At 38.2% G+C, this 16,500-nt stretch carries 11 protein-coding genes; 6 read left to right on the top strand and 5 right to left on the bottom strand.

Going from position 1 to position 16,500, the window contains the following annotated elements:
• The first annotated feature begins 11 nt into the window (after nt 1-11).
• The 6 genes from parC to folA all read left to right on the top strand — a co-directional run bounded on the left by parC (nt 12) and on the right by folA (nt 11,732).
• A complete protein-coding gene (gene parC, locus HMPREF0693_RS11445; RefSeq protein ID WP_004245552.1) occupies nt 12-2,969 on the top strand; it encodes a DNA topoisomerase IV subunit A in 2,958 nt (985 codons plus the stop codon).
• Between the two features lie 64 nt (nt 2,970-3,033).
• Nucleotides 3,034-3,783 (top strand): 1-acylglycerol-3-phosphate O-acyltransferase, encoded by a 750-nt coding sequence (locus tag HMPREF0693_RS11440; protein ID WP_004245551.1) that lies wholly within the window; start codon nt 3,034-3,036, stop codon nt 3,781-3,783.
• 354 nt (nt 3,784-4,137) lie between these two features.
• Entirely contained in the window at nt 4,138-5,559 is a 1,422-nt protein-coding gene (gene ftsP, locus HMPREF0693_RS11435) for a cell division protein FtsP (protein ID WP_004245550.1), read from the top strand.
• A 458-nt stretch (nt 5,560-6,017) separates the two neighbouring features.
• Complete coding sequence (pta, locus tag HMPREF0693_RS11430; RefSeq protein WP_004245548.1) at nt 6,018-9,272, top strand: autotransporter Pta; 3,255 nt, start codon at nt 6,018-6,020, stop codon at nt 9,270-9,272.
• Between the two features lie 106 nt (nt 9,273-9,378).
• Nucleotides 9,379-10,572 carry a hypothetical protein gene (locus tag HMPREF0693_RS11425; RefSeq protein WP_004245547.1) on the top strand — a complete coding sequence of 398 codons (1,194 nt, stop codon included), beginning with the start codon at nt 9,379-9,381 and terminating at the stop codon, nt 10,570-10,572.
• Between the two features lie 674 nt (nt 10,573-11,246).
• Nucleotides 11,247-11,732 (top strand): type 3 dihydrofolate reductase, encoded by a 486-nt coding sequence (gene folA / locus HMPREF0693_RS11420; protein ID WP_004245545.1) that lies wholly within the window; start codon nt 11,247-11,249, stop codon nt 11,730-11,732.
• 367 nt (nt 11,733-12,099) lie between these two features.
• On the opposite strand, the gene apaH is transcribed toward folA, so the two are convergent.
• Genes apaH through surA form a run of 5 tightly spaced genes read right to left on the bottom strand, consistent with a single transcriptional unit; the run spans nt 12,100 to nt 16,470 of the window.
• On the bottom strand, nt 12,100-12,921 hold the full coding sequence (gene apaH, locus HMPREF0693_RS11415) for a bis(5'-nucleosyl)-tetraphosphatase (symmetrical) ApaH (protein ID WP_004245544.1): 822 nt from the start codon (nt 12,919-12,921) through the stop codon (nt 12,100-12,102).
• 2 nt (nt 12,922-12,923) lie between these two features.
• On the bottom strand, nt 12,924-13,301 hold the full coding sequence (apaG, locus tag HMPREF0693_RS11410) for a Co2+/Mg2+ efflux protein ApaG (RefSeq protein WP_004245543.1): 378 nt from the start codon (nt 13,299-13,301) through the stop codon (nt 12,924-12,926).
• 29 nt (nt 13,302-13,330) lie between these two features.
• On the bottom strand, nt 13,331-14,149 hold the full coding sequence (rsmA, locus tag HMPREF0693_RS11405) for a 16S rRNA (adenine(1518)-N(6)/adenine(1519)-N(6))-dimethyltransferase RsmA (RefSeq protein WP_004245541.1): 819 nt from the start codon (nt 14,147-14,149) through the stop codon (nt 13,331-13,333).
• Nucleotides 14,142-15,143, bottom strand: a complete 1,002-nt coding sequence (pdxA, locus tag HMPREF0693_RS11400; RefSeq protein WP_004245539.1) for a 4-hydroxythreonine-4-phosphate dehydrogenase PdxA — start codon at nt 15,141-15,143, stop codon at nt 14,142-14,144. The genes rsmA and pdxA overlap by 8 nt, the downstream gene beginning before the upstream one ends.
• Nucleotides 15,133-16,470 (bottom strand): peptidylprolyl isomerase SurA, encoded by a 1,338-nt coding sequence (surA, locus tag HMPREF0693_RS11395; RefSeq protein WP_004245538.1) that lies wholly within the window; start codon nt 16,468-16,470, stop codon nt 15,133-15,135. The genes pdxA and surA overlap by 11 nt, the downstream gene beginning before the upstream one ends.
• Nucleotides 16,471-16,500: the final 30 nt, after the last annotated feature.

Raw genomic sequence — 16,500 nt, 5'->3', positions numbered from 1 at the left:
GAAAATATTGAATGAGTGAACTGACTCATGATGGTGTAGAGCGCCAACCGCTCCACTTATTTACGGAAAATGCCTATCTCAATTATTCAATGTACGTGATTATGGATCGTGCATTGCCTTTTATTGGCGATGGGTTAAAGCCAGTACAGCGTCGTATCGTCTATGCGATGTCTGAATTAGGTTTAAACAGCAGTGCTAAATTTAAAAAATCAGCACGAACAGTGGGGGATGTATTAGGTAAATATCATCCCCACGGTGATAGCGCCTGTTATGAAGCCATGGTATTGATGGCGCAACCCTTCTCTTATCGTTATCCATTAATTGATGGGCAAGGTAACTGGGGGGCTCCGGATGATCCAAAATCTTTCGCAGCTATGCGTTATACCGAGTCTCGCTTATCTAAATATTCACAGATCCTGCTAAGCGAATTGGGACATGGTACTGTTGATTGGATCCCCAATTTTGATGGCACCCTGCAAGAGCCAAAAATGTTGCCTGCTCGTTTACCTAATATTTTATTAAATGGGACAACGGGGATTGCTGTCGGTATGGCAACGGATATTCCGCCACATAATGCGCGGGAAATCGGCCAAGCATTAACCATGCTATTAGATAATCCTGATGCTGGGTTATCTGATGTTATGCAATATGTACAAGGACCTGATTATCCAACAGAAGCGGAAGTGATCACCGCTCCTGAGGATATCAAAAAGATTTATAAAACAGGACGTGGTTCTATTAGAATGCGTGCTGTTTGGCAAAAAGAAGAGGGTTGTGCGGTGATAACAGCTCTCCCTCATCAAGTCTCTGGTGCTAAGGTACTTGAACAAATTGCTGCATTAATGCGAGCGAAAAAATTGCCTTTAGTTGATGATTTACGTGATGAGTCAGATCATGAAAATCCTACTCGATTGGTGATTGTTCCTCGTAGTAATCGCGTCGATTTAGAACAAGTCATGTATTACTTATTTGTAAATACAGACTTAGAGAAAAGTTATCGCGTTAACCTCAATATGATTGGGTTAGATAACCGTCCTGCTGTGAAAGGGCTATTAACCATTTTAAATGAGTGGTTAGTTTATCGCCGTCAAACCGTAACCAATCGTTTAAACCATCGCTTAGAAAAAGTATTACGCCGTTTAGAAATTCTAAAAGGTTTATTAATCGCTTATCTCAATATTGATGAAGTGATTGAGATCATCCGTTATGAAGATGAGCCAAAAGCGGAATTAATGCGTCGTTTTGCATTATCAGATATTCAAGCAGAAGCGATTTTAGAGTTACGTTTACGTCACTTAGCTAAGCTTGAAGAGATAAAACTACAAGCTGAAAGTGATGAACTGGAAAAAGAGCGCGACAGTATTGAAAAACTGTTAAATTCTCCTCGCCGTCTCAATACGTTATTGAAAAAAGAGATAGAGGCAGACGCTAAAGAGTTTGGTGATGAACGACGTTCTCCTATTCGACCTCAAGAAGAGGCGAAAGTGGTTAATGAACAAGATATGTTGCCATCAGAGCCTGTGACTATTGTGCTTTCTGAAATGGGATGGGTGCGTAGTGCGAAAGGGCACGAAATTGATCCTAGTACCATGAGTTATCGTGCCGGAGACAGTTATCATAGTGCGGTACGGGGTATGAGCAACCAGCCAGTATTGTTCCTTGATTCAACGGGTAGAAGCTATAGTTTAAGTCCCAATGACATGCCATCAGGCCGTAGCCAAGGTGAGCCTTTAACCGGTAAATTGACCTTCCCCCCTGACGCCAGCGTAAAATATATGTTAGCGGGAGCCGCTAAACAGGAGTATTTACTGGCAACGAAAGAGGGTTATGGCTCTGTACTCAGTTATGAAGAGATGGAGACAAAAAATAAAACCGGTAAAGGGCTGTTAACGGTTTCAGATGAAACAGAATTGCTAGCGCCTTTCTTAGTCGATGCAGAAAAGAAAAACAATCAACATTGGTTAGTTATTATCACCGATAAAACACGTATTCTGGCGATATCTGCAGAACATCTAAATGAGATGAATAAGAAAGGTCGAGGCACTCGCTTAGTTGCATTAGGCAAAGAGCAAAGTGATGTTATCGAACAAATCGTGTTAATAGCAAAAAATGAAGCCCTCACATTTACTGTTGATGGTCAACAACAAACATTAAAAGCAGAAGAGATTAGCTATTTTAGTGGTGATGTTGGCGATGAGCCTATCCCATTAAAACATCTTCACCCTGAAGCGGTTACCGTGATCATGTCCGAAAAAGGGCTTATCCGTTGCCAAAAAGGCCATAACATTGATGCGAAATCAGTGGGCTTTAAAACAGGGGATGATTATTTTGACGCAGTTGAAGGAATGAGCAATCAAGCGGTACATCTGATTGATACCACGGGTCAAAGTTATACTGTTGATGTTGACGCATTACCATCAGGCCGTAGTAAAGGTGATGATTTAACTGGACGATTAAAAGTCCAAAAAGGGGCTCAATTACGTCATGTAGTGATGGGGGAAAGTAGCGATAAGATCTTAATGGCATCCGACGCTGGTTATGGGTTTATCTGTAGTATTGATGACTTAACCTCTAAAAATAGAGCTGGTAAATCATTATTAACATTACCTGAAAATGCATTACCATTACCACCTCAACGCTTAAATGATGAATTGAGTGATTTGATCATGATCATTACTCAGGGTGGGCGAATGCTGATTTTTGAAGCCTCTGAGTTGCCAACTATGGTAAAAGGAAAAGGTAACCAAATGGTTTCTATTCCTGCTTCACAGGCTGCAAGTGGTGAAGATAAAGTCGCTTGGTTGCGGGTATTACCAGAAAATGCCAGTGTTACATTGCATTTTGGTAAACGTAAACTCACGATGTCGATGAATGAATTACAGACATTTAAAGCCAAACGTGGTCGTCGTGGAACCTCGCTCCCTCGTGGTGCACAAAGTATCGATCATATAGATATCGAAACTCATTAATTTTAACTTTCAATGTAGATTAGTGGGTCATATGACCCACTTATTATTAGGACGCTAAAAGCTTATGCTAGCCATTATTCGAGGCATTATTGTCATTCTGTACACCATTATTGTGGTGACTTTTGGGATGATCTATTGCATGTTTTCTCCCAGAAATCCGAAACACGTAATGACTTATGGACGTTTATTCGGCAAATTATCACATGTCTTTGGGATCAAATTAGTTGAGCGTTTTCCTAAAGAAGCTAAAAGTTATGGACCCAGTATCTATATTGGTAACCATCAAAATAACTTTGATATGGTGACAATGTCGAATGCGGTACAACCTAATACCGTGACGGTGGGCAAAAAAAGCTTGGTGTTTATTCCTTTCTTTGGACAGCTTTATTGGATCACTGGCAATATTTTGATTGATAGAGGTAATCGCTCTAAAGCCCATAGCACCATCACTCAGGTTGCAGAGCAAATCAAAGCGAAAAAAATCTCTGTATGGATGTTTCCTGAAGGAACACGTAGCCGAGGACGTGGTTTATTACCTTTTAAAACAGGGGCTTTTCACGCGGCGATGCAAGCGGGGGTGCCTATTGTGCCTGTTTGTGTCTCTACCACACAAGGTAAGATAAAATTAAATCGCTGGAATAATGGCTACGTTATTGTTGAAATGTTGCCTCCCATTGATGTATCAAAATATAACAAAGATCAGGTGAGAGAATTAGCTGAAGATTGTCGTCAGATCATGAAGGCTAAAATTGAAGAGCTTGATAAAGAAGTGGAAGAAATGAATAAACGCGATTTTGCAGGTAAGTTAAATTAACAGTCTGTAATTTATTTAATTGTTTATCATACCTAATGCCAAATCGATTAGATTTGGCATTTTTATAACATCATGATTTTAATGGTTTAATTATATACTTTATAATGGCTAACAATAAACGTTATAGGTTGATTGATCGTTTGAATATATCCCGATTTTCGGACGGATATTGTCTTTAATAAATTAAAATGCACTAAGTTATCAACTATTTTTAGGATTTATGTCATATCCGCGTTATTATGCTGTCATAATTTGATTTAAGTCTTTTGTCTTTAAATATCACAGCAGCTTTTTTCCTATCAGTTGATCCTCACTCGTGGGATAGGAATATGGGTATTTTGTTGCGGAGAAAGTATGTCATTTAGTCGTCGCCAGTTTTTACAGGCTTCAGGCTTAGCGGTATGTCTGGGCTCATTATCTTCATCTGTTCGTGCAGGATCAGTTAGTGATAGAAAACTACCTATTCCCCCATTACTTGAATCACGTAATGGTCAGCCTCTTTTTGTAACGTTACAAAAAGTGCATTGGGCCTTTGATGGCACACAAAAAACAGAAGTCTGGGGCATTAATGGCTCAATGCCGGGTCCGACAATCAAAGTAAAAAGCGGTGATGATGTCAAACTGATTTATAGCAATCGCCTTAATGAACCCGTTTCTATGACCGTAAGTGGCTTATTAGTTCCGGGAACACAAATAGGTGGAGCTGCAAGGATGATGTCTCCGGGAGCCTATTGGTCACCGGTGTTGCCTATTCGTCAAAAAGCGACCACCTGCTGGTATCATGCGAATACGCCTTTTAAAATGGCGCCTCATGTCTATAACGGATTGGTAGGCATGTGGATTGTTGAAGACGAAGAGAGCAAATCGTTACCATTGCCTAAACATTATGGGGTAAATGACTTTCCTATTATTCTTCAAGATAAACGCCTTGATAACTTTGGAACGCCACAATACGACAAAGAAGCCGCGACAGAGGGATTTTATGGTGACACATTATTAGTGAATGGCTGTGAAGATCCCTATATTGAAGTATCAAGAGGTTGGATTCGTTTACGCTTAGTTAATGCCTCGAATGCTCGACGTTATGAGTTATCGGCGAATGATGGTCGCTCACTCTATCTGATAGCCTCTGATCAAGGTTTATTAACATCACCGGTAGAATTGAAATCTATTCCTATGGCACCGGGTGAGCGACGTGAAATTCTTATTGATCTATCAGAAGGCGAAGAAGTGACTATCACTGCTGGGCAAAGTGCCGGATTTATGGATAGATTACGTGGTATTTTTGAACCTTCTAACTTATTGCGCAATACCAATGTGCTAACCATCAAGCCTACTGGACTGATGTCACTGGTTACCGATAAAGTTCCACAACAGTTGGTGGTGGATAACACACAAATTACCACCTCAATTCAACCGAGAACGATCCAATTACAAAACAGTCCTCCAGGTATTAATAATGCGCGTTGGGAGTTATCAAGGATCGATCTTGTCGGTAAACAAAATGGCTGGGAACGTTGGTTAGTGGCAGTGGAAACACCACAACCTTTTCATATTGAAGGTGCACGTTTTAAAGTGATTAATCATGATGGACAAAAACCAGCGCCTGCTGATTTTGGTTGGAAAGATACAGTGTGGATCGAAAAACAGAGTGAATTATTAGTTGAGCTAAAACAGCCTTCTTATTCTCATTTCCCTTTTGTTTATTATAGCCAAATACTCGAAAATGCGGATAAAGGGATTGCGGGGCAAATGGAAATCACGTCATCAGAATAAAAATTAAGTAATATCACGTCAAAAATTAAAATAAAAACAGTATTTTTAAAATAAAGATACTGTTTTTTTTATTACTATAAAATTAAGAAAAATAAATTTTTCATACTAGAATTAAATAGCTAAATCAGATTATAAAATAAATTGTTAATTAATTTAGCTATTTTGTTTTTTTATTGGTTTGCTTTTTATCAGCTTTATTTAGCTATTGAAAGCTGTCGGTATTACCGTAGAAAACGTTAAATCTATTTATTTATATAATATTGGATTATGTTTTAAAATTGTTTAATTAAACTATTAAGTTGTGATTTGTTAGGCAATCTATCTATTTTTGTGGTTTAGCTTCGTATATTTGAGAGATCCCTCAAGTAATTATTGTTATAAAAAAGAGAGGATCGCTACGTCTTTTGTTTTTATTCCTTAATTAATGTTATCCCTTTCAACATAACAGAAGGTACAGAATGAACAAAGAAATAGCTTTAAGTCACCATCCCATTAATCAGAAAAAAAATACCACAAACTCTCTATTTCAACTCTCCCTTATTACTTCGGCACTTCTTTTTTCTGGCTATGCTGTTGCATATTCAGAAGTTGGACAATTAGGTAATAAACAAAGTTGGGAAAGCCCTGAATATCAAAAAGACTGGGGGCTTGCAGCCATGAATGCCTCTAGTGCTTATGCTCTGGGTTTTCATGGTCAAGGTGCTAAAGTCGGGGTGATGGACTCTGGTGCACTGCTCTCACATCAAGAGCTGAGTGGATCACGCTTTCATGCAGTAAAAGCCAAAGGTGAATATGGCTCTACGGGAATGCGCTATCCACAAGAAATGGGCGGACATTATGAAAAAGGCCAAGTCTTTGATGTTGATGGTAATTGGATCAAAGGGGTGAATGATACCCATGGCACACATGTCACTGGTACTGTGGGGGCTAACCGTGATGGTAATGGTATGCATGGTGTGGCGTGGGGGGCTGATATTTATTTAGGGAATACTGGGGCAACAGACAGCAATAACTATGGCCCTTATCAAGACTATACCTATTTCTATACTGGCTGGAAAGCGATGGTCGACGCGGGTGCGCAAGTGATTAATAATAGCTGGGGGACTAACCCGCGCATTATTAATACAGATAAAACAGAGGGGCCTGATGGTGGTAATACCACGATACATATGCCAGTTAACACCACGGCACAGACAGAATACGAATATTTCTACTTTAAAAAAGTCTATGGTGATAAACCTTCCTTTGTTGATGCTGCTTATGATGCAGTTAAAGGAACGAATGTTGTTCAGGTCTTTACAACGGGTAATCGCGACTTTGCTCAACCTTATTATCGTCCTCTTTATCCTTATTTTAATCCCGAAGCCGAACAGCATTGGATTGCGGTGGCGGGATTGAAGCAAAATGCGGATAACACCGGTTATGTATTAGAAAAAGTCTTCAATGAAGCGGGTAATGCAAAATGGTGGACAGTGGTTGCACCGGGTCGAAATATCTATTCTACAGTGGTTGATGAAGAGGGGAATCCAGGTTGGGATACCTTTAGTGGTACTTCAATGGCAGCTCCTCATGTGACGGGGGCGATGGGAGTATTAATGTCTCGTTATCCTTCCATGAACGCCATTCAAGTTCGTGATGTCATGTTCACTACCGCTAACCATCGTGATCCTGATGGCTCTTTATATGAGAGCTGGACGGCCGCAGAAGGTACTCCTGATGTACGTTATGGGTGGGGAACACCAGATTTAGATAAAGGGATGTATGGTCCGGGTCAATTGCTAGGTAAATTTGAATATAACCTAAATGCGACACCGCTTGATGTGTGGACTAATGATATTTCCCAAACAGCTTTAGATCTACGTAAGCAAGAAGATCTCGCATGGTTGAAAGAATATACCGAAAAAGGTATTGCGGCAGGAGGTGATTATCATCTCGGTACTGATTTTGTGATTAATGATGGCAATCCTGATCCTACATCGCATATTGTTAGCCAAGAAGATGCTGAAAAATGGCGTCAAGAATATTACCAAAAACGCGCTGATGCTATTCAAGCTAAAATTGATGCTGGCTTATATGATGGTGCTTTGGTGAAGCGAGGCGAAGGTACGTTAGTCATGACGGGAAATAATAGTTACCGTGGTGGTACAACTGTCGAACAAGGTACTTTATATGGCTTTAGCGGATCTTTTGGGACACAAGCCGTCAATGTTAATGGTGGGAAATTAGGTATTATTGAGCGTTATAACGATACTTTTACTCAAAAAGGCCAATTAACCTCAAACCAAAACCATAAAGTAAACATTAATATTAATGATAAAGGTCGTTATTTAGTGACCGCAGGACACAATGTTAATATTGGTAACTTAGTGCTTAATCAAGGAGCCGATATTGATGTGGGGGCGGATAATGTTGGGCAACTAAAAGATATTTATCTTAATAATAGTGTTGTTGTCGGTGAGGTGAATACAGATAGTTTAGTTGATAATCGCACTAAAACGAAAATGTTAGCCAGTAACCGTGTGGTTGCAGAGTCAGCCACAACCACGACTGTCACCAATAATGATTATGCTTTATTTGATAAACATATCACGATAACAGATAAAACCATCAGTGGTAGTTTAACTAAGAAAGAAAATACGACTTTAGCCACCTTTGCTGATAATGAAAATGGTCGTGCTATTGCTAATGCATTAGATAATACAGGAGATGGTGAGCTATTTAATGCTGTATTACCGATGAATGAAAATGATCTGAAAACCACTTATCAATCATTGGGTAGTGATATGTATTTAAATGCCAATAATGCCAGTATTGTTAATGTATTGGGTTTAACTCGTACAGTGAAAGATCAGGCTATTGGTATCGGTGATGGTCGTCATGCACAACTAGGTAATAGTAATGCGCGTATTTGGATCAGCGGCATGGGTCAGTGGGGTAAGACGGATTATGGCCACAGTGATATGGATGTTGATTTCTATGTTGGGTTATTAGGTGCTGAAATTGATGTTACTGAAAATACTAAAGCGGGTCTATTTTTCGGTGCAGGCTCCACCAAATATAAAGGTAATCAATATGGAAAGATAGATAGTAATGATATTCATATTGGTGCTTATGGGATCTCTAATCTTTATGATGTTGCCTCATTAAATTATGGATTTACACATACAAACCAAGATAGAGATGCCAAAAGAACACTCTGGATAGGACAAACTGCAGGTTATAACTCAACCAGTTACGATGCGAAAATTAGTCAATTCTTTTTAGAAGGTGCTTATACTCAATTGAATACTAGCCAGTACTCAATTGAACCTTATGCTGGATTTAGTTGGTTAAGAGTATCCACTGATAATATCAATGAAAATGTGGGTAATATGAAGTTTACCACTAAAACAGATGCACAAGATATTCAAGTTGCTACGGTTGGTTTACGTGGTGGATATCCATTTATGGCAGGCAATATTAATATGGCATTAAAAGGTGATATATCAGCAAGCCATCTGTTTGGTGATAATCGCCCTGAATCACGTCTATGGTTATCCAATTCAGGTGAGGCATCACTACGAGGTGGTAAACTAGATAATTTATTTGGTGTTGGTCTAGGTGTTGATGCGCAGTTATGTAAATCAACCACTTTCGGTATCTCTTATCAAGGTCAATATAATAGTGATATCAATTCGAGTGGTATTAATGCAATATTGAAAATTAATTTCTAAACCTTATTTGTTTTTTGATATTTATAGCCCTTAGTAATAAGGGCTTTTTTTTGTATGAATATGTAGATAAATAAAAGATAGTTTTACTATGAGATAAGGAGTTTTTATGCATATAAAAAATAATTTTGATAGCGTTACTTCAATAAAAAAATACGATGAAAATATAAAAGAGAAATACCAAATAAAAAATAAAATCAATGATGTGTTAAATACGCTTTCAAGTCTTTATATTGAAAGGGAAAAGATTACTTTACTATCTAAAATATCATTTTTTATAAAGAGTATTTTTAATATTAATGTTGGGGTGGTTTTTCTATTAGACAAAAGTCAACATGCGAAAATTAATACATTATCCATTTTGATGAGAAATGGAGGGGAAGTATATTTTAAAAACTGTAAGCTAATTAACTCAGATTTTGTTAGCTTTAAGAATAAACATTTAGATACATTTTTTTTAACTTTAAGTTATGCAATAAAAAATGATTGTCATGATGATGCTAAAAGATTAATACAATATTATCTTTATGAACAATCAAAAACAAAAGGAGACTTTATTACTATAATGAACATTGCTTTCAATGTAATTAATCATTATCCAAAAGAAATGTTTGAACAATTGAAGAAACATCATCCAAAGTGTGATGATATGGTATATTATAGTGATTTTAACTATAAAAAACATATTGATATGGAACTAAGTTGTATTTGTAAAGTGATTAATAGAAAAGATAATAATGAATTAATTAATTCAATAATGAATTTAGTCACTATAATGTATAATATTTATTCGGTGGAGATGGATAAAGCGTTTATTGTCAATATAACTAAATGTTTTATTGATAAAGCAATGGAATTTAATACGGTAAACTATATTAACGATGCTTTTAAAAAGTCAATATTAAATTTTCTAACTAATAAATTAAGAAATAATGAAGACGTTCAAAAGTTTGTAGATGATATGCTTACATTAGGAGTATTAGAAAAAAAAGATATTATTAAAGCTAAAGAAATGACAATAGAAGACGAGAGTTTTATCACTAAACATAATAGAAGAATGCAAAATATTTTTACTAAGAATGAAAATAGTGATGAAATGAAATATACCATTGCTAATACTATTAGAAATAATCATGAGAATATTTTAGAAAAAATAGACAATGAGTGTGGTGATCTTAAAGATAAATATAAAGATATTTTACTGGATATTATTGATTACTTAAGGGACGATAAGGATTGGAATTTTGATTCATTAATAATCGATTACACCTATTTCATTGATAATTATTTACATCTATTTTAGTTCTTTTTATTAAAGAGATCTTTGTTTCTTTAACACTACTTTAATCTTTAAACCAACCAGCACGACACTTAGCACTTTATTGAGCTATTTTTTATTGACAAACTTTAACTAACAAAGGCAAGTAAACGACTATTAATCCTAAGTAATAAAAGCGTATCACAATTTTTCACCTGTACTCGAACTGACTCATATTGATGTTACATAGCGATAAAAAAGAGGGGAGCTTAAGAGAGTGTTGATGAAAGAGAAAATGGTGTAAGAGTCTTTTTAACGTAGATTTGCAACTAATACTCTCTATTTTTATCAATCGCATGATTGCCTTAACGAAAGGTGATACTTTAATGTTAAAAGTGCTATAAGCCAGTCAATGAGAAGTGGCAGTGCCTCTTTTCGCATGTTATTGATAAGGTGCTACATTTTTTACGATGAGAAAAAAGTAAGGTTCTCGCGCCTGTAATGAGCGTAAAGTAATTGTAAAAACACCTAAAGAATTTTCAAATATAATAGCAACTGCCATATAGCACTATTATAATGTTTAAAGCTTTCATGATTAAGTTAACACTTCCTGTATAAAGCAATTATTTATTATCGGTGAAGCATAAATTGTATCGACTCAAGTTTTCGCTTTCCGTATAGTATAAATAGTTTTCCCATTTTTACCCGTAGGTATGTAAATGAATATTAGTTTAATCGCAGCATTAGCGGCGGATCGTATTATTGGTATGGAAAAGGCGATGCCTTGGACATTACCGGGTGATCTCGCATGGTTTAAAAAAAATACATTAAATAAACCCGTTATTATGGGCCGGGTGACTTATGAGTCTATCGGGCGTCCTTTACCTAATCGTCTCAATATTGTATTAAGCAGTCAGCCTGGAAATGATGACAATGTTGTTTGGGTGAAATCCGTTGAAGAAGCACTACAAGCTGCTGAAAATAATGATGAAATCATGGTGATTGGTGGCGGTAAGGTTTATGAGCAATTCCTACCAATGGCGAATAAATTATACCTTACTCATATTGATGCTGAAGTGATTGGTGATACAACCTTCCCCGATTATGAGCCTGATGAGTGGGATTCTACTTTTATGGAATACCATGAGGCAGATGAAAATAATTCGCATAACTACTGTTTTGAAATATTAAAAAGAAGAAAATAACAAAATTTAAATAAAAAAGGAGATTAAATATCTCCTTTTTATTTTTATTAATTTATTAATATATTCATATTTAAATATGAATAGTTACTATAACTAAAATATAATTAGCTATAAAGAGTACCCTATAATTAAATATTCATTATTTATCTTTTAATAAATATCTTTATAAAGAATAATCTATAATAAATAGCGCAATATAGCGGTTAATTCTGCTTGTTGTTATAAAAAAGCTACTTAATTTGTTTTGAGAAAAAATAACCTATTGATTTAAATCAAGTTATCTTTGTGATGGCTCTCAGAAGAGAGTAGATAGCCCAGATAGCATAGTAAAATAAATCAACACCTATGCTATCTTAACGCTACAAAATTATGGTAAGTGTGTGAGACTAGGTTGGATAAAATAACGTTTGTCTTCCCAACGTAGACAGGTTAGAACACCGCCCCAGCAACACCCAGTATCTAGCGCATAGATATTTTCAGGGGTGCCTTTTCCTTCTAAAGAGGCCCAGTGGCCAAAGATAATACTGTAATCATTTGGTAGTTGATTAGGTAAATCAAACCAAGGTTTTAATGGCGCAGGCGCATTTTCAGGCTTATCTTTACAAATCATATCCAACTGCCCGTTAGGAAAACAATAGCGCATACGAGTAAAAGCATTGGTGCTAAAGCGTAATCGCGGTAAGCCAGTTAATTCGGGTGACCAATTATTGGGCATATCACCATACATGGAATTAATGAAAAGGGGGTAACTATCGCTACTTAATATGGCTTCTACTTCTCGGGCACATTTTTTAGCTGTTGCTAAATCCCACTGAGGGGTAATACCTGCGTGTGCCATAACGATTTTCTTTTCTTCATCAACTTGTAATAGCGGTTGACGTCGTAACCAATTAATTAATTCATCAGCATCTGGTGCATTGAGTAATTCATTAAGCTTATCTTTGGGTTTATTACGACTAATCTTTGCAAATACCCCCAGTAGATGCAGATCGTGATTCCCTAATACGAGTTTTAACGCTGAGCCTAAGCTTTTGACAAAACGCAATACTTCAAGTGAATCAGGTCCTCGAGCAACCAGATCCCCCGTTAACCAAAGTGTATCTTGATTGGCGTCGAAATTAACTTGATTGAGAAGTTGGCGTAATTCACGATAACAGCCGTGAACATCGCCAATTAAATAAGTAGCCATAATTAATTTATCAATGTAGGGATAGCAAGGCGGAAAACAGGGATGTCAATTTGAAACAGACGTCCTTGTGCGTCAATCATTTCATAATGACCTTCCATGGTGCCCATCGGCGTTTCAAGAACTGCGCCACTGGTATAACGATACCGTGAGCCAGCTTCAATCAGAGGTTGTTCACCAACAACCCCTTCACCTTGAACTTCAGTGGTATTTCCTTGTGCATTGGTGATCAACCAATAGCGACGTAGGAGGCGAATAGCATGTTTATTCAAGTTATGTATGGTGATGGTATAAGCAAAAACATAGCGCTGTTCTTCTGGCGAAGATTGGCTCTCAATGTAAACGCTTTGTACCTGTATCGCCACTTTGGATGAAGTAAACATAATACCTCCTAGGTCTAGTGTGCGCTATTTCACTCAGCGTGTTGCTGTTGTGATGATAACCAGTTTGCCACTTTACAGTATTGCTCAACAGAAATATTTTCTGCGCGTGCAGTGGGATCAATATCTAATGCCAGCATATCTTCTGCTGTAAGTAGTCCACCTAAGCTATTACGTAACGTTTTACGGCGCTGATTAAAGGCTTGTGATGTGATACGGCTTAACATAGCAATATCTGTCACCGGATAGGGTTTTTCCTTATAAGGGATCAGACGCACAACGGCAGAATCTACTTTCGGGGCTGGCTTAAATGAGCTTGGTGGCACTTCAATAATAGGAATGACTTGGCAGTGGTATTGTGCCATGACACTTAAGCGGCCATAAGTTTTACTACCATGACTTGCCACTAGGCGATTAACCACCTCTTTTTGCAACATAAAAGTCATGTCAGAAATGGCATCAGCAAAACTAAATAGATGGAACATTAATGGCGTTGAAATATTATAAGGTAGGTTACCAAAAACCCGCAGAGGTTGCTGACGCTCTTTTGCTAATTGGGCAAAATCAATCGTCATCGCATCTTGCTGAATAATGGTTAGCTTATCTTTTAATGTAGGGTGAACTTCTAAGCGTGCAGCTAAATCACGGTCAATTTCGACGACCGTCATTTTATCCATTCTTTCCCCCACCGGCTCAGTAAGCGCGCCTAAACCAGGACCGATTTCAATAACGGCTTCACCGGGTTGTGGATAAATAGATTCAACAATACTTTCAATAATATAGCTGTCTGTTAAAAAGTTCTGCCCGAAGCGTTTGCGGGCAAAGTGCCCCTGATGGACTCTATTATTCATTACAATTTTGTATCATATTAATGGCTAAATTTAATGCGGTGCGAAAACTGCCAGCATCTGCGCTTTTAGTACCTGCAAGTTCAAGGGCGGTCCCATGATCAACAGATGTACGAATAAAAGGTAGACCGAGCGTGATATTCACAGCACGACCGAAACCTTCATATTTTAGCACAGGTAATCCTTGATCGTGATACATCGCAAGCACAGCATCTGCATGTGTTAAATATTTAGGCTGGAATAAGGTATCCGCAGGGTAAGGCCCATGAAGTTGAATACCTTGTTGGCGTAATTGCTCTAATGCGGGTTCAATAATATCGATCTCCTCACGCCCCATATGACCGCCTTCTCCAGCATGAGGATTTAGGCCGCATACGTAAATATGTGGTGATGAGATGCCAAATTTGGTTTTTAGATCATGGTTTAAAATGGTAATGATCTCATTAAGCAACTCACCCGTAATTGCATCAGCAACTTCTCTTAAGGGCAGGTGTGTGGTGGCGAGAGCGACTCTTAAAGTGTCCGTTGCCAGCATCATCACCACTCGTTGACAATGGCTACGATCGGCAAAGAACTCTGTATGCCCTGTAAATGGCACACCGGCATCATTAATAACCCCTTTATGTACCGGCCCTGTGACTAAAGCAGAAAACTCTCCGTTTAAACATCCATCACAAGCGCGAGCAAGCGTTTGTACCACATAGTGGCCATTGGCAGTATTAAGTGTACCTGCGACAACCGAAGGGTCGGTTAATTCAACGGCAAGTACACAAATTTGGCCAGGGATATGTGCTGTAGGTGGATTATCTGGGGAATATTCAACTAAAGTGAGTGGGAGATTGAGTTGCTGTGCTCTTGCTCGTAATAATTGAGGATCAGCGCATACTACCCAAGGAAGTGCCCACTGTGACTGTGCTAATGAAATAATCAGGTCAGGACCAACCCCGGCGGGTTCGCCGGGGGTGATAACGAGGGGTTTTTTTAGCTTAGTTTGCATTATTCTCGTTCATTATTTTCACATAAGCGCCTGCACGCAACTCTTGCATCCAGTTTTGCACTTCTTCATTAAACTTGCGGTTAAACAGTAAGCGGTAAGCTTGTTCTTTATTCGCTGCATCTGTTTTATCAACGCTACGCGTATCTTCAAGTTCAATTAAGTGCCAGCCAAAATTAGAGCGCACAGGTTGGCTTAATTCATTTTTGTTTAAACGCATCAACGCGTCACGGAAAGCTGGATCATAAATATCAGGCATTGACCATCCTAACTCACCGCCACGTAATGCTGAACCGGGATCTTCAGAATACTCTTTAGCCGCATCCGCAAAACTGATTTTACCGCTACGAATATCGGCGGAAATTTTCTGTAGTTTGGCATAAGCTTGCTCATCATTCATGATAGGCGAGCTTTTTAGTAAGATATGGCGTGCTTTTACTTCAGTCACAGAAACGGTTTTTGAAGCACCACGTATATCATTGACTTTAATAATGTGTAGACCAACACCTGATTGCAGTGGCCCGACAATTTCACCTTTTTGTGCATTAGCAAGCTGTTTAGCAAAGATTGTCGGTAACTCATCAATTGATGCCCATCCCATATTACCACCATTAAGTGCTTGTGGATCGGCAGAATAAGTGGCAGCTAATTTTCCGAAATCAGCACCGTTTTTTAGCTGGTTCTTAATACGGTTCACCACTTGCTGTGCTTTTTCAATTTCTGCAGGTGATGGATTTTCTGATAATGGAATTAAGATATGGCTAAGATTAAGATCAATACTTTGGCTTGCTTGGCTTTCAATTTGTTTAGCTAATGAGTCCACTTCTTGTGGCAAAATCGTAATACGACGACGAACTTCGTTATTACGCACTTCTGCTAACATCATCTCTTTACGAATATCTTGACGATAATCGTTATAGGCAATCCCATCGGCAGCAAGACGTTTTTTTAACTGCTCTAGTGTCAGGTTGTTTTCTGCGGCAATCCCTTGAATGGTTGACTCAACGGCAGCTTCAGGAATATCAATTTGCATCTGTTGAGCCATTTGCAAGATGATGTTATCCATCACCAAGCGCTCTAAGATTTGTTGGCGCAAAACTTGCTCATCAGGCATTTCTTGCCCGGCATTTTTGGCATTCATTTGCACCGTTTGTAACATTCTATTGACGTCGCTTTCCAGAACGACACCGTTATTGACGATAGCCGATACGCGGTTGAGTTCTTGTGCTGCAAAAGTGGTTGTGCTGGTGGCTGCACCAACCGTGATCATTAAGCCGATAACCAGCGTTTTCCAATTTTTCATAAGTTTCCCATTATGTGTTTTCCGCATTTTGCGCGATGACATATTCATTCAGCCAAT

The organism is Proteus mirabilis ATCC 29906 (genome assembly GCF_000160755.1).
Taxonomy (GTDB): domain Bacteria; phylum Pseudomonadota; class Gammaproteobacteria; order Enterobacterales; family Enterobacteriaceae; genus Proteus; species Proteus mirabilis.
The sequence above is the reverse complement of the archived record's forward strand: the minus strand, read 5'-3'. Positions and strand labels throughout refer to the sequence as shown.